The following is an 18,269-nucleotide window of genomic DNA, read 5'->3' on the forward strand; positions in this document are numbered from 1 at the left end:
GAACCAAGGAGCGCCCATGAGCCGCACGGAGCAGGACTTCCTCGGACAGCGTGAGATCGCCGACGACATCTATTACGGCGTCCAGACCATCCGGGGTAAGGAGAACTTCCACATCACCGGCATTCCGATGAACCAGGAGCCTTACTTCGTGAAGGCGCTCGGTTACGTCAAGAAGGCCGCCGCGATGGCCAATCGCGACCTCGGCGCGATCGACGCCAAGGTCGCGGACGCCATCATCCTCGGCTGCGACCGCGTCATCGCGGGCGACATGATGGATCAGTTCGTCACCGATTTCATCCAGGGCGGTGCCGGCACGTCGACCAACATGAACGCCAACGAGGTGATCGCGAACCTCGCGCTGGAATCGCTCGGCTTTGCCAAGGGTGACTACCAGCACGTCAGTCCGAACGATCACGTCAATTACGGCCAGTCCACCAACGACACCTATCCGACCGCCTTTCGGCTGGCCCTGATCCTGCGGCTCGAGAGCTACATGACGGCGTTGCGTCAGCTCCAGGAAGCCTTCTTCGCCAAGGGACGCGAGTTCGAGCGGGTGCTGAAGATGGGCCGCACGCATCTGCAGGACGCGGTGCCGATGTCGCTCGGCGCGGAATTCCGGGGCTGGGGCACCACGATCGGCGAGGAGGTCGACCGCATCTCGGAAGCGCGCGCGCTGCTGCGCGAGATCAATCTCGGCGCCACCGCGATCGGCACCTCCGTCACGGCGGCGGTCGGTTATCCCAAGCTCGCCGTCCGGCACCTCAGCGCGCTCACAGGCGTCGATTTCATCCTCGCCGGCGATCTCGTCGAGGCGACCTCCGACACCGGCGCCTATGTGCAGCTCTCCGGCGTTCTCAAGCGCACGGCCAGCAAGCTGACGAAAATCTGCAACGACATTCGCCTGCTCGCTTCCGGTCCGCGCGCGGGCTTGAACGAGATCAACCTGCCGCAGCTTCAGCCGGGCTCCTCGATCATGCCCGGCAAGGTCAATCCGGTCATTCCCGAAGTCGTCAACCAGACCAGCTTCCTCGTCATCGGCCTCGATACCACGGTGACGCTGGCGGCAAGCGCCGGCCAGCTCCAGCTCAACGTGATGGAGCCGGTGATCTCGTTCGCGCTGTTCTTCTCGATCCGCACCATGGAGCGCGCGGTCAACAGCCTGCGCGAGAATTGCGTCGTCGGCATCACCGCCAACGAGGAGCACACCCGCAACATGGTGCTGAACTCGCTCGGCATCGTCACGGTGCTGAAGCCGCTGCTCGGCTACAAGCAATGCGCCGAGATCGCGCGCGAAGGCTACAAGACCGGCAAGTCGCTGCACCAGATCGTCGTGACCGAACGCAAGCTGCTGACGCAGGAGAAGTGGGACGAGATGTTCTCGTTCGAGCGGCTGATCAATCCGGATTTGATCGGGTAGGCGGTCGCTGTCATTCCGGGCGCGCGAAGCGCGAGCCCGGAATCCATTTCGCCGCGCGTGCTGACGCCCGATGGATTCTCTGATGCGCAATCGCGCATCATAGCTCCACGCTCCGCCTCGCCCCGGAATGACGGGTGAAGGAATTCCGCTGCTTGGAATTGCGGCAATGGCCTCCGCTGCGGCGCCAAAACGCAATACTTGACAGTGGAAAGATTGCCTTGTTGGTATGGCTCCCAACTTCAATTTGACCGGCTGAGAGGATCGTACCGCAATGTCCATGCCTGCCTTGTTCAAGGGCCGCCTGTCGATCCCCGTGATCGGCTCGCCGCTCTTCATCATCTCGGTGCCCGATCTCGTGATCGCGCAGTGCAAGGCGGGTGTGGTCGGCTCGTTTCCGGCGCTGAATGCGCGGCCGCCGGAGCTGCTGGACGAATGGCTGGCGCGGATCACCGAAGAGCTCGCGGCCTATGACCGCGCCCATCCCGACAGGCCGTCGGCGCCGTTCGCGGTCAACCAGATCGTGCACAAGTCGAACAACCGGCTCGACCACGACATGCAGCTCTGCGCCAAGTACAAGGTGCCGATGATCATCTCGTCGCTCGGCGCCCGCGAGGAGCTGAACCAGGCCGTGCACGGCTGGGGCGGCATCGTCTTCCACGACGTGATCAACCAGAAATTCGCGCACAAGGCGATCGAGAAGGGCGCCGACGGCCTGATCCTGGTCGCGGCCGGCGCCGGCGGCCATGCCGGTACCATCTCGCCGCTGGCCTTCGTGGCCGAGACACGAAAATGGTTCGACGGTCCGATCGCGCTGTCGGGTGCGATCGGCAACGGCAAGGCGATCCGCGCCGCGCGCATCCTGGGGGCCGACTTCGCCTATATCGGTTCGGCCTTCATCGCGACCAAGGAGGCCAATGCGGTCGAGAAGTACAAGGAGATGATCGCGGGCTCGAGCGCCGACGACATCGTCTATTCCAATCTCTTCACCGGCGTGCACGGCAATTATCTGAAGCCCTCGATCCTGGCGGCGGGTATGGACCCCGAAAATCTGCCGACGTCCGATCCCTCCAAGATGAACTTCGGCACCGACGCCTCCGGCGAGCGCGCCAAGCCGAAGGCCTGGAAGGAGATCTGGGGAAGCGGCCAGGGCATCGGCAGCATCGACAAGGTCGTGCCGGCGGCCGAGCTGATCGCGCGCTTCAAGAAGGAATACGACGAAGCGATCGATCCGCCGTTGTGATCGCACCCAGATCGAGTGCTGCATGCCCCCCATTTACCGCGTCGACGGCAACGACGTCGTCACCAGCCCCGATGCAGCCGGCCCCTGGGACCGGCGCATGCAGCACGGCTCGGCACCGGCATCGCTGGTGACATGGGCGGCTGAGCGCATCCCTGCGGCGGTGCCGATGGATGTCGCGCGCGTGACCATCGATCTGATGCGCCCGGTACCGGTGGCGCCGCTCACGATCGCCACCGAAATCTTGCGCGAGGGCCGCAAGATCCAGCTCTGCGGGATCAAGCTGCTCGCCGACGGCGTGCAGGTGGTCGGCGCCACCGTGCTCAAGATCAGGCGCCAGGCGCTGACGCTGCCCGACGAGGTCGAGGAACTTCCGGTCACGTTGCCGTCGCCGGAGGATTCATTGGTCGAGGACGGTCACGCCGCCACCAGCCCGTTCGTGCGATCGGTCTCGATGCGCGCCGCGCGCGGCCGCTTCGGCCAGGCCGGCGCCGGCGCGATCTGGTTTCGTGTCGACCATCCGCTGATCGAAGGCGAGGCCGTCTCGCAGGCGATGCGCGCCGTGGTTGCCGCCGACTTCTCCAACGGCACCGCCTCGACGCTCGACTTCCGTGCCTGGACCTACATCAACGCCGACCTCACCGTGAGCTTTGCACGCCAGCCGGTCGGCGAGTGGATCCTGCTCGACGGCGATTCCTGGATCGGCCCCGACGGCGCGGGCCTTGCGATGTCACGCCTCGCCGACCGCCAAGGCTATTTCGGCCGCGCGGTGCAGAGCCTCGTGATCGAGAAGCGGTGAGAGGCGCTATGTGCGATCAGCCGGGCGATGACACCGATCGTGTGAGAGCTCTCTCGCGTATCGCGGGATTGAACGGCAGACTTCCGCCGCCGCGGAAGGGATGCAAGGTCGTGTTCGACCAGGACATCCTGCCAGTTCACACACCGTAGAAGATCTTGATCCCCCACAGCACCACGATGATGGCCGTGATCAACGTGATCGCGGCGACTGCACTTTCCAGGGAAGCGACTCTCATTTCACTCTCCGCTTCCCAGCCCCGTCAGCGGTCTAGTTGATTCCCTGATTCGCCGGCAATTGCGCGGGCATCGCCGTCGCAGACTCCGTTGCGGGCTGTGGTGCCGAAGCAACAACGACACCGTAGAATTCCGGAGTATTTACCCCACCATCCGGTCTCGCCCGCTCCAAAAGCCCGCGCGCAGCACCTTCTTGTCGACCTTGCCGACGCCGGTCATCGGCAATTGCTTGACGAACTGGATCTGCTTGGGCGCATGCGCCGAGCCCTTTCGCGTCTTGACCAGGTTGATCAGCTCGTCCGGATTGGGGTTCGTCCCTTCGCGCCGGACGACGATGGCGGTGACGGCTTCGCCCCATTTCTCGTCGGGAATGCCGACGACCGCGACCATCGCCACGTCCGCGTGCTGCGACAGGACGTCCTCGACCTCGCGGGGGAAGATGTTGAAGCCGCCTGTGACGATCATGTCCTTCTTGCGGTCGAGGATGAACATGTAGCCGCGCTCGTCCTGACGTGCGATGTCGCCGGTGTGGACCCAGCCGTTCTTCAGCGTCTCGGCGGTGATATCGGGCCGCTTCCAGTACTCCGCCATCACATGCGGCGCGCGCACGCAGATCTCGCCGGCCTCGCCCGTCTTCACCTCCTGGTCGTTGTCGTCGAGGATCTTGACTTCGCAGGCCGCGATCGGGAAGCCGCAGGACAGGAACAGCTCCGGCCGCTGGGGATCGTGGTCGGCCTTGCGCAGCACCGAGACGGGATAGCATTCGGTCTGCCCGTAGAGCTGCGAGAACACAGGGCCGATGCGTTCGATGCCCTCCAGCAGTCGGCTCGGCGACATCGCGGAGGCGCCATAGAGCACGAGCTCGAGCGAGGAGAGGTCGGTCTTGCCGAGCACGGGCTGATCGAGCAGCACATAGATCATGGTCGGAACGAACAGCGTGAAGTTGATGCGCTCGCGTGCGATCGTTGACAGCACGGCTTCGGGATCGAAGCCTTTCAGCATGTGCACGGTGCCGCCGCGCATCAGGGTCGGCAGCACCTTCGTGCCCGCGACATGGCTGATCGGCGCGACCGTGAGGTAGCGCGCAGCCTCGGGAATCTCGAAGTCGGCCAGGATCGCGCCGGCAGCGCCGGCATTTTCGCGGTGATAGCGCAGCGCGCCCTTGGATTTTCCGGTGGTGCCGCCGGTGTAGTTCAGTGTGGCGAGATCGTCGGAGCCGGCGAGGCACTGTGCGCTGGCGTGCCCCGCACTCTCGACCGCCGCCAGCAGATCGACGCCGTAGCCGGCCGGTCCCATGTTGAAGACCGCCTTGAGCCGGCCGGCCTTCGCGGCGAGCTCGCCGCCGCGGTCGCGGAAGGCGGCCGCATCCACCACCAGCATCTCGGCTTCGGAATCCTCGAGCTGAAACAGCTGGTCCTCCAGCGAGCCCAGAGGGTGGAGCCAGGTGATGCAGAGGCGGGCCAATTGGGCGGCGACGCCGGCGCACCAGCTGTCGGCGCGGTTCGCGGTGAGGAAGGCTACGCGGGCGCCGGGCTCCAAGCCGAGCCGCATGAACACGCCCTGGATCCGTCCGATCAGGTCGATGGCACCCCGATAGCTCAGCGATCCCTCGGGCCAGGCGAAAGCAATGCGGTCGGGATAGCGCGACAGCGCCCGTAGCGTCTGCGCACAAGCCGGGGATGATGCGTGGAGCGGATCAGGCATATGTTTCCTCGTTGCTTTGTCACCGGCTTATGGCGTGCCAATGTTGCTGACGACGCTAGCACAGAGACTGCGGGAGGAAACCACAAAGCCCGCGCGAGGGAGGCATGCATGCCATCAGATCGACTGCAACGCTTCCGCGATCGTCTTGCTCTGCCGCTGATCGCGGCGCCGATGTTTCTGGTATCGGGCGTCGAGCTCATGGTTGCAGCCTGCCGCAACGGGGTGATCGGCAGCTTTCCCACCGCGAATTGCCGTGGCGCGGAACAGCTCGATGAATGGCTGACCGAAATCAAGCTGCGGCTGCGGCAGCATGAAGATCAAACCGGGCGAAAGGCAGCGCCACTTTGCCCGAACTTGATCGTCCACCGCTCCAATGCGCGGCTGGAGCAGGATCTCGCCGTGCTGCTGCGGCACAAGCCGGAGATCGTCATTACGTCGGTCGGCTCGCCGGCGCCAGTCTTGAAGCCGCTGCACGACGCCGGCGCGCTGGTGCTGGCGGACGTGGCCTCGATCCGCCATGCCGAACGCGCCGCGGAAGCGGGGGCGGACGGGCTGGTCCTGCTCACTGCCGGTGCTGGCGGCCAGACCGGCTGGCTCAACCCGTTCGCCTTCGTCCGTGCGGTGCGCGCATTCTACGACGGCATCATCGTGCTCGCGGGCGGAATTAGCGACGGTCGCGCGCTGCGTGCCGCCGAAGTGCTCGGCTGCGAGCTCGCCTATATGGGCACGAAGTTCATCGCGACGCGTGAGAGCATGGCGGACGAGCGTCACAAGCAGATGCTGGTCGAGAGCAGCGCCGACGACATCTTGCTCACCACCGCGTTCACGGGCTTGCAGACCAGCATGCTGAGGCCATCGATCGCGGCCGCCGGGCTCGATCCCGACAATCTGCCGGCGCGCGGCGCGATCAATATCACTGAGGATATCGACGTCGCCGCCCGCGACAGCCGCCCCAAGCGCTGGCGCGATATCTGGAGCGGGGGGCATTCGACCTCGGGTGTCACCGATGTGCTCGCGGTCGAGGATCTCGTTGCGCAGACCATCGCCGAATATCGGGAAGCGGGTGGGCGGTAGCGTCGTCGCCTCTCCCACAGGGGATCGGGCAGGTTTAATCCCGCATGCCTCCGACCCATCCCACTTAACGGCGGATTAACCATCGCCAGCCAAGAATCCTTCTTGTGGCCGCCAATCAGGACGAGAGGGACAGGCGATGGACTTCAATTATCTCAACGGCAAAACGGCTGCGACCCTGGACGAGATCCGCGTCCGCGTCGCCCATGCGCTGGCCCGCCACCCGCTGTGTCGCAACGTCCGGTTTGACATCGTCAGCGTCCCCCGGACCCGCCGCGGCGGCAATTGGACGGTGACGCTGCAATCGGTCGAGCCGCGCGCGGTCTGGGAAGCCTCGGAGATCGTCGCCGACATCCAGGATGCCTATGACCTTGCGGCAGCAGCCTGATTTCGTTGGGGGTTTCCGGGCGATGTCGCCTTAGTCCGCGCGATTGCCGCCGCAATAGCACGGTTCAGCCTTAATTATCGCCCAGTTTCCGGGCAGTGATCACGTGGACTTGAAGTCGGACGCGGAGAGACGTTTGTCCAAAGCCATCACCATCGTCGCGCTGACCTGTTTCCTCGTCCTCGGCGCCGCCACCACCGCCATCCTCGGCCGCGACAGCGTTCCCAGCGTCAGCGCCGCGATGATCGCCGAGACGCCCCCAGCCAAGCCGCTCGCAACCAACCGCGCCGCCAAGGCCGACCGTCTGGTTCCGACGCTCGCGCTGGCCTCGGCCGCGATTGAGCCGGTCCAGGTTGCCGCCGACAAGCTGGCGCAGGCACCGGTCCTGACCGAGCCGCTGCGTCAGGCCTTCGCCGCCGCCACCCCCTCCGATTTTCCGATGCCGAAGCCGAGCGCGCACGAGGCGCCCGCCGCGACCGAGGTTCCGGCCATCGAAGTTCCGGCCAAGCCGAAAGTCGTCGCCAAGCCGCAGCCGCAAAAATCCTATTCGCTGCTGTCCGACGTGCAGATCGCGGGCATCAGGGATCGCCTGAAACTCTCCTCGTCCCAGGAATATTACTGGCCCTCGGTCGAGACCGCGCTGCGCAACGTCGCCCGCAAGATCCAGGCGAACAGGCTGTCGAATCCCAATGCGCCGCCCAGCGCGCAGATCGATCCGAATTGCGACGAGGTGCAGCAGCTGAAGTCGGCCGCGATGCCGCTGTTGTTCCAGCTTCGCGACGACCAGAAGGAAGAAGTGCGCAAGCTCGCTCGCCTCATCGGGCTTGAGAAGGTCGCGCAGCAGATCTGACGCACGCGGTTCCTCGTCGAGGAGCCGCGGCTTATCAGGAACATCTGGCAATCCCCACGCGTTGCCCGCTCCGAAAGAGGGAGTGGATGAATGCGCGCCTCGACAGCCTATTTTGTCGGTGCCGGAACCATCGTCGCGGCCATCGCCATTGGTCTCGGTGGCGGCATCGTTGCCGGCAACATCATGAATCCGGTTGCGTCCAAGCAGGGGCCGGACACCAGCAAGATGGCGCAGCGCGCGGCAAGTCCCACGCCGGCCAGCACCAACGCTCCCTCCGAGCGTGTGAACTATCTCACCGGCTCACAAGCCTTCGGTGCGATGATCGCCGCGCCCGCACAGGCCGAAGCAAAGCCTGAACCCGTAAAACCCGACACGCCAACCACGCAGGCGAATGTCCCACCGGCGCCGCAACCCTCGCAAGCCGCTGCAGTCGAGCCGCCCAAGTCCGCCGCTGCGCCACAGGCCGCAAGGCCTGCCGAGCAGCAGGCCTCGACCGAGCCGTCGTCCTCACCGAATAACGCCTATGCCAAGGCGAGGGATTCCGATGTGAAGCGCGCCGCGTCCGAACGGCGCCGAGCCGAGCGTCGCGAGCGCTGGGCCGAGCGCCGCTACTATTACGAGGCCCGCGAGCCGCGCGGCATGCGCGACCGCACCGATTGGGATGACGTCGCGCGCAACATCCGCGAGGATTCCGATGCGCGCGATTACGCGGGGCGGTCGCGCAGCGGCTTCCCGCAGATCAGGCTGTTCGGGCCTGACGACGATTAGCACCTGACACGGGGATCAAGCGGAGCGGTCGCGCCAGCGACCGTCACGTCATTCCGGCGCGCCGCAATCCCTCGAGATAGTGCGTACGATCCTCTTCCCGCAGCATCGGCAGCTCGCGCGTGATCCAGGCCAGCGAGACCTCGGGCTGGGTGCGGCGCAGGCCTTCCAGGGCGGATGCCGCGAGGGCGGGATCGCCGAGCATGCCGGCGGCGGCCGTCAGCACGCGGTGGGCGCCGACGAAATCCCCGCGCTGGCGCATCGATTCCCGAGCCATCTGCACGGCGCCCGCGTAGTCGCGGCCGACGAACCGGGCATAGGCCGCAACCCCGCAATAGATCGCCGCGAGCGGGTCGCGCGGGCTCAGCCGCAGCGCGCGGCGGGCGGCGGCATCGCCGTCCTGCCATCGTCCGGCATAGCACAGCGTCACGCCGTGAAAGGCATGCGCCATCGCGAAATTCGGATTGAGCCGCAAGGCCAGCTCGAATTCAGCCAGCGCGTCGTCGAACCGACGGCGGAACAGATAGGTGTAAGCAAGGCCGTGATGGGCCCAGGCATCCTCGCGATCGGCCTCCACCGCCGCGAGCGCCGCACGTTCGGCGACCGGCACGGTGGCAGCCATGTCGGCCCAGCCCATATGCGCGCCGAAGATATGGCTGGTGGCGAGCAGGCCGAGCGCCTTGCCATAGGCGGGATCGACCGCCACCGCTTCTTCCAGCAGCTTCTGCGCGGCGGCATTGTCCTCGCGGGTGATGCGCCAATAATGCGACAACGCGCGCATCACGAGGTCCCATGCATCCAGGCTGCCCGGCGGCTTCTGTTGGGCCCGGAAGCTTTCGGCAGCATAGAGCTGCGGCTCGATGGCGGCGACGATCGCTTCCGTGATCTCGTCCTGCACGGCGAAGATGTCGGCGAGCTCCCGGTCGTAGCGTTCGGCCCAGAGATGGCTGCCGGTCGAGACGTCGTTGAGCTGGGCCGAGATGCGCACCCGTTCGCCGCTCCGCCGCACGCTGCCCTCGACCACGTAGCGCACCCCGAGCTCCCGCGCGACCTCGTGGATGTGCACGGCGCGGCCCTTGTAGACGAAGGAGGAGTTGCGCGCGATGACGAAGAACCAGCGCAGCTTCGACAGCGCCGTGATGATGTCCTCGCTGATACCGTCGGAGAAATAATCCTGCTGGACCTCGCCGCTCATATTGGTGAAGGGCAGCACAGCGATCGCGGGCCGCTCCGGCAGCGCGAAGGTGGCCTGGGACGGGGCGATCCGGACCGGCTCCGGCGCGACCGCGCCGATTTGTGTCTGGACGTCGCCGACGAAGCGAAAACCCTTGCGGGTGATGGTACGGATCAGCGACTGGCTCGCGCCATCGTCGCCGATCGCCTTGCGCGCCGCGTTGATCCGGCTGGTCAGGGTGGATTCGGAGACGCTGCGCCCGTGCCAGATCTTGTCGATCAGCTCGTCCTTGCTGACGACCCGGTCGCGGTTCTGCATGAGGTGGACGACGAGGTCGAAAACCTGCGGCTCCACGGCAATGGGAACCTGCTCGCGGCTCAGCTCGCGCCGGTCGGTATCGAGAAGGTGGTCCCGGAACAGAAACTGCACGTCGAAAACTCGGGCCTCATTGCGAAATCGGGTCAAACAAACAAAATGAAATTTGGGTCGAAAGATCGTGTGTCTGCCGAAGGGGGCGTTTGGTTCATCGCAATCGCGTGATGGCAGCCATGTGGTTTTCCGAGGGGAATACATCCGCAGCTAGAATGTTGCGGTCGGGGCCGCCGAGATCTCCCACCGCAATCATCCCGTCATGTTGAGGTGCGGGACGCAGGCTGTGAAGCAGCCTCCGAGGCCTCCGCTTCGCTCCGGCACCCAAGATAACGGGCAATGGGCGCGCGCTTGCCGGGCAGGACGAATGTGTGGCGAAACTGCGAATGTCCATTGCCGAGCTGCGCAGCCTGCGTAAGCTGTCGCCCACACAAAACACCAATCATAAAGAATCGCCCATGCCTGCTTTCCCTGCCGCCAGCACTGTGATCGACTCCCTGCTGTTTCGCGACGCCTTCGGTACGCCTGAGATGCGCGAGGTGTTCTCGGACGTCGCGACGGTCGCACGCTATGCCGAGGTCGAGGTGGCGCTGGCGAAGGCGGAGGCGAAGTGCGGTGTGATCCCACACGAGGCGGCCGCAGCGATCGCGGCGCGGACCGACATCGGCGCGCTCGACTTCGATCTGCTCAGGCAGGAGACCGATGTCGTCGGCTACCCGATCCTGCCTTTGGTGCATCAAATGGTGAAGCAATGCGGCGAGGCGGGCCGCTACGTGCATTGGGGCGCCACCACGCAGGACATTATGGACACCGCCGTGGTGCTGCAACTGCGCGCCGCGCTCGAGATCGTCGAACGTGACATCGCCGAGCTGCGCAAGATCCTCGCCGATCTGTCGAAGCGCCATCGCGACACGGCGATGGCGGGCCGCACCCATCTGCAACAGGCGCTGCCGGTGACCTTCGGCTACAAGAGCGCGATCTGGCTCGCGATGTTCGACCGCCACGCCGAGCGGCTGGCGCAGCTGAAGCCGCGCGTGCTGGTCGGTCAGTTCGCCGGCGCGGCCGGTACGCTGGCTTCGCTCGGCGACAGGGGGTTCGAGGTGCAGGAGGCGCTCTGCAACGAGCTGAAGCTCGGCGTTCCCGCCTCGACCTGGCACGTCGCGCGCGACGGCTTCGCCGAAGCCGTGAACTTCCTTGCTCTCGTCACCGGCTCTCTCGGCAAGATCGCGCTCGACATCATGATCATGGCCTCGACCGAGTTCGCCGAGGTCTACGAGCCCTTCGTCAAGGGGCGCGGCGCCTCCTCGACCATGCCGCAGAAGCGCAACCCGATCTCCTCGGAGCTGATGCTTGCGGCCTCCAAGGCGGTGCGCCAGCACGCCGGCCTGATGCTCGACGCCATGGTGCAGGATTTTGAGCGTGCCACCGGCCCCTGGCACGCGGAATGGATGGCGATTCCCGAAAGCTTCGTGCTGGCCGCCGGCGCGCTGCACCAGGCGAAGTTCGCGCTTGCGGGCCTCATCGTGGACGAGGCGAAGATGAACGACAATCTCGCCATCAGCCGCGGCCTGATTGTGGCCGAAGCGGTCATGATGGGCCTCGCCCCGCAGATCGGCCGGCAGGAGGCGCACGACGTCGTCTATGACGCCTGCCGTCAGGCCAACGAGAAGGGAATGACCCTTGCTGACGCGCTATCCGCAGATTCACGGATATCGAGCCACATCGATCGTGCCACAATCGAGGCGCTCACTTCACCGAAAAATTACCTCGGCCTTGCGCCCGCCATGGTCGACCGGGTGCTGGCATCGGCAACGCGTTGAAAACCAAAATGCGTGAAACTGCGTATCTTTCCAAGGGCGCAAGACGCTCGCATACTTGTGCCCCGCGATGCTAGACTTAAATTGTGTGAGCGACTTTCGGCAGAGGGCCCGGCATGACTGATCAACGCAATCCTTCCACTCCCATCGATCCGGCGAAGCTCGACCGACTGGCCGAGGTGGCGGTGAAAGTGGGCCTGGGCTTGCGGCCGGGACAGGATCTGCTTCTGACGGCGCCCGCGATCGCGCTGCCGCTGGTGCGGCGGATCGCCGTGCATGCCTACAAGGCCGGCGCTGGCCTCGTGACGCCGATCCTGTCGGACGAGGAGATGACGCTGGCGCGCTACCGCCACGGCCACGACAACAGTTTCGATCGTGCCGCCGGCTGGCTCTACGAGGGCATGGCCAAGGCGTTCTCCGACAACACTGCACGGCTTGCCATCGTCGGCGACAACCCGATGTTGCTGTCCGGCGAGGATCCTTCCAAGGTGGCGCGCGCCAGCAAGGCCAATTCGATGGCCTATCAGCCTGCGCTGGAGAAGATCGTCAATTTCGACACCAACTGGAATATCATCGCCTATCCGAGCGCGTCCTGGGCGAAGCTGGTGTTCCCGAACGATCCCGAGGACGTTGCGGTCGGCAAGCTCGCAGACGCGATTTTCGCCGCGTCCCGTGTCGATCGCGAGGACGCGATCAGCAATTGGGCGAGCCACAATGCGGTGCTGCGCGAGCGCACCAACTGGCTCAACGGCCAGCGTTTCCGCGCGCTTCAGTACTCGGGTCCCGGCACCGATCTCACCATCGGCCTTGCCGACGGCCACGAATGGGAAGGCGGCGCCTCGCTGTCCAAGAACGGCATCAGCTGCAACGCCAATATCCCGACCGAAGAGGTCTTCACCACGCCGCATTGCCGCCGCGTCTACGGCCACGTCGTGAGCTCGAAGCCGCTGTCCTATCAGGGCACGCTGATCGACAACATCGCGGTGCGGTTCGAGGACGGCAAGATCGTCGACGCCAAGGCCTCGCGCGGCGCCGAGGTGCTGAACAAGGTGCTCGATACCGACGAGGGCGCGCGGCGCCTCGGCGAGGTGGCCTTGGTGCCGCATTCCTCGCCGATCTCGCAGAGCGGACTGTTGTTCTACAACACGCTGTTCGACGAGAACGCGGCCTCGCACATCGCGCTCGGCCAGTGCTATTCGAAATGTTTCGTCAACGGTGCCCAGCTCACGCCGCAGCAGATCGCGGCGCAAGGCGGCAACCAGAGCCTGATCCATATTGATTGGATGATCGGCTCGGCCGAGACCGACATCGACGGCATCTTGGCCGACGGCAGCAAGGTGCCCGTCTTCCGCAAGGGCGAATGGGCGAAGTCGTAATCTAGATTTTGGTCCAATAGGCAGTCCAGGACGTGGTCAACCTCTCCCCGCTGGGGAGAGGTGAACGTCCTCGCGTCAGTCTTCCCCCTCACGCCGCCGCGTTGCGCTGGGTCGGGCTGTTGTCGATGCTGAAGCGGTTGAACAGCGTCGTGAACGGGCTGCCGTCGGTGGCCCGCACGATCGCGTCGGACGCCGCCACCGCCTCGTAGAGCGCGCCAATCGGATCGTCCGCGTCCGGCAGCGCGAGCGCGCCGCGGATCTGTTCGCGGGCCTCGCTGACGTCATCCTCGTCTTGGAGCCTTTCCTCCAGCGCATCCGCCGCGCGGCGCATCTCTGCAAGGTCGCCGCCCCCGGAGAATTTGAGGATGTCGCGCCAGTAGGGACGGGCAACGACAAGCTGGATCAATGCATCGAAACTTTCCGCGATGATGCCCGCGCGGCCCTCTGACGAGACATAGAGCACATTCTGCGACGGCAGCAGCACGAACGCGCTGCCGGAGCCGTCACTGCCGATGTGCCGCGGGCTTTCGACGCCGTCGATGGTGAACCAGGGCTCCTCGTCCGGTTCGAAGGAGACGTCGAGACTGCGGAGCCTGGCGACGACCTCGCTGTTGGCTGTCAGAATCTCCGGCGTGAGGGGCATCGGTGCGGCTCCTTCCCAAGACTTCGCGCACTTTGTCGCACCCCGGACAAGCTAGGTTCATATGTGCGAATTCGCAGAGGAAATCGTGACGTTAACCGTATCGCACCCGCAACTCGGGGCTGATTGTCGAGTGCCATGTAAGAAAGAATTAAAAGCAGCCTACTAGCGTCCCAACTTCTTTCGAAGCAATCCGGGCCGAGACCCGGCCATTCATATTTAAATCTTCTGGGGAAGCAGATGTCGCGCACATTGATTGAAATCGGTAGTTGCAATGTGGACCTCGAGCTGCGGCCGATCGAGCCGTCCTGGATCATCGAGGGCAATCCGGTATCCCGCTCCCGGGTGCTGTCGACCAGCGCCGATGGCACCGCGCAGACGATCATCTGGCACTGCACCGAAGGCCGCTTCAACTGGTACTACGACATCGACGAGACGATCATGATCATGGAAGGATCGATCGTGCTCGAGAGCGACGGCATGCCGCCCAAGCGCTACGGCCCCGGCGACGTCATTTTCTTCCGCGACGGCGCGCATGCCAAATGGCATGTCGAAGGCCACGTCAAGAAGATCGCCTTCTGCCGCAAGACCAATCCGGTGATGATCGGTTTCCTGATCCGCGTCGTCAACAAGCTAAAGAAGATCTTCACCTCTACCGCCGCGCCGCGTCCCGCCTCGCTGATGGGCACTGGCTAAGCGGACACCCAAAGGTTTCAAGGACGCTTCCCAGCGGCCACGACGAAGAGGGGTCGGGATCCATGTCCCGGCCCCTCTTTTCGTCATGACGGCAGCTCGAGCCGGTAGACGTCGATCGCGGTCTGGGAGAACAACGCCGTCTTGTCGGCCTCGCTCAGCTTTGAGGCGATACGCTTGAAGGCGTTGAAGATCACCTGGTAACTGCACTGGCCCTTGTCCGGGGGGAAATTGCTCTCGAACATCGCGCGTTTCGGGCCGAACGCCTCGATGCAGGTCTCGACATAGGGCCGCCAGGCCGCGGCAAGCTCCTCGGATGTCGGCGGCCTCTCGCGCAAATGGAAGTCGTAGCCAAGCAGGCACATCGCGAGACCACCGAGCTTCACCACCACATTTTCGCATGTGGCGATCTCCCGGATCGAGGCGCGCCATTGCGCAAACACCTCCTCGCGCCGGCCCGCGAAGCGGCCGGTTCCGACGGGGCCGCCGCAATGGTCGAGCACAATCCTGGTGTCGGGGAAGGCGCGCGCCAGCGCCGTGAGCTCGCCGATCTGCGGATGGAACAGCCAGGCATCGAAGCTGAGCTTGAGGGGCGCGAGGCAGGCAAAGCCTTTGCGGAAGGCCGGGTCCTGCAACAATCCCTTCGGCCTGTTCGCATACATGCCGGCGACGACAGGATCTTCATCCCAGGCCGAGGAATGCCTGATGCCGCGAAAGCGGCCGTTGCCTGCGGCGATCTCGGCTTCCAGCACGCGCTTTGCAGCGTCGCCGAGCAGCAGATTGGCATGGCTCACGATGCCGGCGCAGATCGCGGCCTTGCCGTAGCCACCGCTTGCACTCATGGCGGCGACGCCGTTGGCGAACTCGACCTCGCCCACGGGCCGGAACGCCTCGGGTCCATGCGCGCGGTACATCGAACGGCAGTCGACATAGACGGTGGCGATGACGTTGTGACCGGAGGCGACGTCGGCGGCCATCTCCTCGATCAGATAGCGGTGCCCGCGATTCCACAGATGGTGATGGGGATCGACGATCGGCCGCAAGGGATCGATGGTCTCCTCCCGATGCAGCGCGAGCCAGTCCTCACGCGGATCGACGAACAGCCCGCTCGTGTTGGCGGGCACACCGCTTGCTGCCATCGGCCTTCGCTCCCTGATGTTTTGTGTCGGGAGCCTAGCACCTCATTTCCGCATGCAGCAGCGCGCCTTGCGCAACCGCACCCATCATCACGAGCAATGCGGTATGCTCGTCAGCCCGTCCGCCGTCTTGCTCTTACTTCGACCATCAGCCGCCAGTCCACTGCCGTGGCCGGCTTGACCTCCCCACGCCAACGGAAGGAGTCCCCGGTAATCTCAGTAAAGCTCCAGCGCGTCAGCTCGCCGGATTCGGTCGTGCCTTCCTGCACGATGTCCTCGCCGCGGGGACGGCCGATCTGCTGCCGGAACACGCGGCGGCCCGGATCGAACCAGGAAATCCGCCACGCATCCATGGCCGGATCGTAGACGCGCAGCGTGGTGCCGTACCAATTGCCGGCGATCGGAAAGGCTGCGCTGCCCGCTGGCCGGGGAATGATCCAGACGTCCTGCACCGCACGGCCTTCCAGCACCCAGCCGAAATGGATTTCGCCCGGCGCGGTGTGGCTTCTGCCGTCCGGTCCAAAGGCGGTGATCTCAGCGTCCCAGTCGCCGACGAAACGGCCGTAGAGCTGAAGCGCGGCCGCGTGCTCGGGATGCGGTGCGCTGGCGTGAAGAAGTCTCGCAAAGTCGTTCATGTTGCTCTCCTGCTGCGGAGGATTCAGCACGGATGAGCCGCGGGCGACTTGGAGAAAATTGCCGGCCGTCGTCAGGTCTTGCGCAGCGACAGATGTCTCATGGGACGATCGGCCTCCGCCTGCGTCGACCGATTGCTCGAGCTCTCAGCACGCCAGATGGCGACAACGGCGACAATGACGAGACTCGCGCCCACGAGCATCATGCGAGAGAACGGCTCTCCGAGCACGAGGGTGCCGAGCAGCACCGCGATGACCGGATTGACGAATGTGTAGGTCGAGACCAGGGAGGTCGAGACATTCTCGAGCAGCCAATTGTAGGCGGCGAAGCCGATGACGCTGCCGGAGACGATCAGCCAAAGAGCTGCTGCAACGGACGTCATTGAGACCTCGCTCGGTCTAAAACTCTCCAGCTCGCCCGTCAGCCAGCTGATCGCGAACAACACGGCGCCCCCGATCGACAGTTGCATGCCAGACAGCGCGATCGCGGATGCTTGATGCGACATGCTGCGCGACAGCACGGTGCCGATCGACCACGACAGCGCCGCCGCGAGCAGCCAGACGATCGGAAGCATGCTGATGCCGGCCTGCTGGGCGTTTTGCCATGCCACGAGCCCGACGCCCACGAAGCCGGGGATGAGCGCGAGCAGCGCGATCGGCCGCGGGTGCTGATCGCCCGGAAAAAGCGTGTCCGCCAGAAGGATCCAGAACGGAATCGTGGCGAGCACGATGGCGGCCACGCCGGACGGAACCGATTGTTGTGCGAAGGCGAGAACGCCGTGGCAGCCGACGAAGAAAAGCAGCCCGCAAAGGCCTGCCTGCAACCATGTCCGGCCCGGGGTATTCGCGACATGCCTGCCGCTGAAGGCGAGCAAGATCATGCCGCCGCATAACGATCGAACTGCCATCAGCAGAAACGGCGGTATCGATTGCAAGCCCAGCGTGATGGCGAAATAGGTGGAACCCCACAGGAGATAGATGGCCGCAAACGAGCCGATGACCAGGAACCGTCTGCTCATGATTGCTCCGACTGAGGTGGGTCTTGGAGCAACCAAGTCGTTGACGGGTGATGCGTTCCGGTTCTGAGTTAGACCCCGTCGAGGATGATCACCGTCGGCTTCGTCGGCAGCGTATCCCGTGACATCCGGAACGAGCGCTCGACGCGCCGGTCGATCTCGAATTGCTGGCCGATCCGGCGCATGAAGTCGTCGAGCGGAGTGGCGAAGCGGTGCATCGGCAGTACCACCGAGGCGCGCAGCCGCTTGGTGATCTCGGAGATGCCGTCGAGCGTCATGGTATAGGTGCCGTCGATCGGCACCATCACGATGTCGAGCCGTCCGATCTGGGCGAAATGGCTGTCGTCGAGCTTGTGATGGAGGTGGCCGAGATGGCCGATGCAGAGGCCGGCTGCCTCGAAGATGAAGATGGAATTGCCGTCGCGGATCATGTCGCTGCCGGCATCGTCGCCGTAATAGCGGCGGATGTCGGTGGTGACGTTGCGGATGAAGGTGTCGCTGATGCGCTGCGACACGATCGCCGGCTTGCCGTCCTCGCTCCAGCCATGCAGCACGTGGGGAATGCGCTTGTCCGGAAAGAGAGTGTAATGGGTGCTGTGCGCCCGGTTCATGGTGACGACATCGGGCAGTCGCCCGACCTGGTAGGCGCCGCTATAATCGGTGGCGATGCGCAAGCCGGCGGGCGTGTCGATGAAATAGGTGGAATGGCCGGCATAGGTGATCTCGACCTCGGGCGCAGCTGCAGCCTGCCTGAAGACGACCGGCATGATCCGCGGCGCCGCGTTGGCCATCGCCAGGCATTCGCTGCGCAGTGGTTGCTGGGCCAGGGCAGGGGTCAGGAATGCGCCGAACAGCGCGATAGCCGCCAAAACCAGTCGTCGCATGGATCCGTCCCCGATGACTTCACAGCGAAGTCTAGCGTGCAATGCGGAGCATCGCCAATGGGGTGCGATCA

At 64.8% G+C, this 18,269-nt stretch carries 17 protein-coding genes; 10 read left to right on the forward strand and 7 right to left on the reverse strand.

Annotation, left to right across the window (positions count from 1 at the left end; genetic code table 11):
- Window positions 1-16 precede the first annotated feature (16 nt).
- The 3 genes from GA0061099_RS10610 to GA0061099_RS10620 all read left to right on the forward strand — a co-directional run bounded on the left by GA0061099_RS10610 (window position 17) and on the right by GA0061099_RS10620 (window position 3,453).
- Entirely contained in the window at window positions 17-1,417 is a 1,401-nt protein-coding gene (locus GA0061099_RS10610; protein WP_035997546.1) for an aspartate ammonia-lyase, read from the forward strand.
- Between the two features lie 271 nt (window positions 1,418-1,688).
- A complete protein-coding gene (locus GA0061099_RS10615) occupies window positions 1,689-2,657 on the forward strand; it encodes an NAD(P)H-dependent flavin oxidoreductase (protein ID WP_036021244.1) in 969 nt (322 codons plus the stop codon).
- Window positions 2,658-2,679: 22 nt separating this feature from the next.
- Window positions 2,680-3,453, forward strand: coding sequence for a thioesterase family protein (locus tag GA0061099_RS10620; protein WP_035997551.1), 774 nt, complete (start codon window positions 2,680-2,682; stop codon window positions 3,451-3,453).
- Between the two features lie 374 nt (window positions 3,454-3,827).
- Here GA0061099_RS10620 and GA0061099_RS10625 read toward each other — a convergent pair whose 3' ends face one another.
- Window positions 3,828-5,390: an AMP-binding protein gene (locus tag GA0061099_RS10625; RefSeq protein ID WP_036021246.1), complete on the reverse strand. Its 1,563-nt coding sequence runs from the start codon at window positions 5,388-5,390 to the stop codon at window positions 3,828-3,830.
- A 108-nt stretch (window positions 5,391-5,498) separates the two neighbouring features.
- Here GA0061099_RS10625 and GA0061099_RS10630 point away from each other — a divergent pair, with 108 nt between their 5' ends.
- The 4 genes from GA0061099_RS10630 (at window position 5,499) to GA0061099_RS10645 (ending at window position 8,464) form a co-directional block, all read left to right on the forward strand.
- Window positions 5,499-6,464: an NAD(P)H-dependent flavin oxidoreductase gene (locus tag GA0061099_RS10630; protein ID WP_036021249.1), complete on the forward strand. Its 966-nt coding sequence runs from the start codon at window positions 5,499-5,501 to the stop codon at window positions 6,462-6,464.
- A 136-nt stretch (window positions 6,465-6,600) separates the two neighbouring features.
- A complete protein-coding gene (locus GA0061099_RS10635) occupies window positions 6,601-6,849 on the forward strand; it encodes a hypothetical protein (protein ID WP_036021252.1) in 249 nt (82 codons plus the stop codon).
- 133 nt (window positions 6,850-6,982) lie between these two features.
- Window positions 6,983-7,696, forward strand: a complete 714-nt coding sequence (locus GA0061099_RS10640; RefSeq protein ID WP_035997563.1) for a hypothetical protein — start codon at window positions 6,983-6,985, stop codon at window positions 7,694-7,696.
- A 90-nt stretch (window positions 7,697-7,786) separates the two neighbouring features.
- Entirely contained in the window at window positions 7,787-8,464 is a 678-nt protein-coding gene (locus GA0061099_RS10645; RefSeq protein ID WP_036021255.1) for a hypothetical protein, read from the forward strand.
- Window positions 8,465-8,507: 43 nt separating this feature from the next.
- Here the strand turns inward: GA0061099_RS10645 and GA0061099_RS10650 are convergent, their stop codons facing one another.
- Entirely contained in the window at window positions 8,508-10,064 is a 1,557-nt protein-coding gene (locus GA0061099_RS10650) for a winged helix-turn-helix domain-containing tetratricopeptide repeat protein (RefSeq protein WP_035997571.1), read from the reverse strand.
- Between the two features lie 398 nt (window positions 10,065-10,462).
- Here GA0061099_RS10650 and pcaB point away from each other — a divergent pair, with 398 nt between their 5' ends.
- A complete protein-coding gene (gene pcaB / locus GA0061099_RS10655) occupies window positions 10,463-11,824 on the forward strand; it encodes a 3-carboxy-cis,cis-muconate cycloisomerase (protein ID WP_074447728.1) in 1,362 nt (453 codons plus the stop codon).
- 113 nt (window positions 11,825-11,937) lie between these two features.
- On the forward strand, window positions 11,938-13,197 hold the full coding sequence (locus tag GA0061099_RS10660; RefSeq protein ID WP_035997576.1) for an aminopeptidase: 1,260 nt from the start codon (window positions 11,938-11,940) through the stop codon (window positions 13,195-13,197).
- A gap of 88 nt (window positions 13,198-13,285) precedes the next feature.
- Here GA0061099_RS10660 and GA0061099_RS10665 read toward each other — a convergent pair whose 3' ends face one another.
- The gene (locus tag GA0061099_RS10665) at window positions 13,286-13,840 is read right to left on the reverse strand and encodes a hypothetical protein (RefSeq protein WP_036021267.1); all 555 of its coding nucleotides are present in this window, start codon (window positions 13,838-13,840) and stop codon (window positions 13,286-13,288) included.
- A 237-nt stretch (window positions 13,841-14,077) separates the two neighbouring features.
- Here GA0061099_RS10665 and GA0061099_RS10670 point away from each other — a divergent pair, with 237 nt between their 5' ends.
- Entirely contained in the window at window positions 14,078-14,533 is a 456-nt protein-coding gene (locus tag GA0061099_RS10670; RefSeq protein WP_036021269.1) for a cupin domain-containing protein, read from the forward strand.
- A gap of 83 nt (window positions 14,534-14,616) precedes the next feature.
- Here the strand turns inward: GA0061099_RS10670 and GA0061099_RS10675 are convergent, their stop codons facing one another.
- From GA0061099_RS10675 to GA0061099_RS10690, 4 genes are all read right to left on the reverse strand, one after another.
- Window positions 14,617-15,669 carry an amidohydrolase family protein gene (locus tag GA0061099_RS10675; RefSeq protein ID WP_074447684.1) on the reverse strand — a complete coding sequence of 351 codons (1,053 nt, stop codon included), beginning with the start codon at window positions 15,667-15,669 and terminating at the stop codon, window positions 14,617-14,619.
- A 110-nt stretch (window positions 15,670-15,779) separates the two neighbouring features.
- Window positions 15,780-16,301, reverse strand: coding sequence for a hypothetical protein (locus GA0061099_RS10680; RefSeq protein WP_036021294.1), 522 nt, complete (start codon window positions 16,299-16,301; stop codon window positions 15,780-15,782).
- A 71-nt stretch (window positions 16,302-16,372) separates the two neighbouring features.
- The gene (locus tag GA0061099_RS10685; RefSeq protein ID WP_050995832.1) at window positions 16,373-17,317 is read right to left on the reverse strand and encodes an EamA family transporter; all 945 of its coding nucleotides are present in this window, start codon (window positions 17,315-17,317) and stop codon (window positions 16,373-16,375) included.
- Window positions 17,318-17,385: 68 nt separating this feature from the next.
- Entirely contained in the window at window positions 17,386-18,198 is an 813-nt protein-coding gene (locus GA0061099_RS10690) for an MBL fold metallo-hydrolase (protein ID WP_035997591.1), read from the reverse strand.
- Between the last annotated feature and the right edge of the window lie 71 nt (window positions 18,199-18,269).

This window comes from Bradyrhizobium yuanmingense (genome assembly GCF_900094575.1).
In the GTDB taxonomy this organism is placed as follows: Bacteria; Pseudomonadota; Alphaproteobacteria; order Rhizobiales; family Xanthobacteraceae; genus Bradyrhizobium; species Bradyrhizobium yuanmingense.

What these genes read in the sequence shown, in the direction of transcription:
- pcaB (WP_074447728.1), top strand. Translation starts at nt 10,463, where the DNA reads ATGCCTGCTTTCCCTGCCGCCAGCACTGTGATCGACTCCCTGCTGTTT.
- GA0061099_RS10645 (WP_036021255.1), top strand. Translation starts at nt 7,787, where the DNA reads ATGCGCGCCTCGACAGCCTATTTTGTCGGTGCCGGAACCATCGTCGCG.
- GA0061099_RS10685 (WP_050995832.1), bottom strand. Translation starts at nt 17,317, where the DNA reads ATGAGCAGACGGTTCCTGGTCATCGGCTCGTTTGCGGCCATCTATCTC.
- GA0061099_RS10690 (WP_035997591.1), bottom strand. Translation starts at nt 18,198, where the DNA reads ATGCGACGACTGGTTTTGGCGGCTATCGCGCTGTTCGGCGCATTCCTG.
- GA0061099_RS10625 (WP_036021246.1), bottom strand. Translation starts at nt 5,390, where the DNA reads ATGCCTGATCCGCTCCACGCATCATCCCCGGCTTGTGCGCAGACGCTA.
- GA0061099_RS10680 (WP_036021294.1), bottom strand. Translation starts at nt 16,301, where the DNA reads ATGAACGACTTTGCGAGACTTCTTCACGCCAGCGCACCGCATCCCGAG.
- GA0061099_RS10620 (WP_035997551.1), top strand. Translation starts at nt 2,680, where the DNA reads ATGCCCCCCATTTACCGCGTCGACGGCAACGACGTCGTCACCAGCCCC.
- GA0061099_RS10635 (WP_036021252.1), top strand. Translation starts at nt 6,601, where the DNA reads ATGGACTTCAATTATCTCAACGGCAAAACGGCTGCGACCCTGGACGAG.
- GA0061099_RS10615 (WP_036021244.1), top strand. Translation starts at nt 1,689, where the DNA reads ATGTCCATGCCTGCCTTGTTCAAGGGCCGCCTGTCGATCCCCGTGATC.
- GA0061099_RS10610 (WP_035997546.1), top strand. Translation starts at nt 17, where the DNA reads ATGAGCCGCACGGAGCAGGACTTCCTCGGACAGCGTGAGATCGCCGAC.
- GA0061099_RS10670 (WP_036021269.1), top strand. Translation starts at nt 14,078, where the DNA reads ATGTCGCGCACATTGATTGAAATCGGTAGTTGCAATGTGGACCTCGAG.
- GA0061099_RS10665 (WP_036021267.1), bottom strand. Translation starts at nt 13,840, where the DNA reads ATGCCCCTCACGCCGGAGATTCTGACAGCCAACAGCGAGGTCGTCGCC.
- GA0061099_RS10660 (WP_035997576.1), top strand. Translation starts at nt 11,938, where the DNA reads ATGACTGATCAACGCAATCCTTCCACTCCCATCGATCCGGCGAAGCTC.
- GA0061099_RS10630 (WP_036021249.1), top strand. Translation starts at nt 5,499, where the DNA reads ATGCCATCAGATCGACTGCAACGCTTCCGCGATCGTCTTGCTCTGCCG.
- GA0061099_RS10675 (WP_074447684.1), bottom strand. Translation starts at nt 15,669, where the DNA reads ATGGCAGCAAGCGGTGTGCCCGCCAACACGAGCGGGCTGTTCGTCGAT.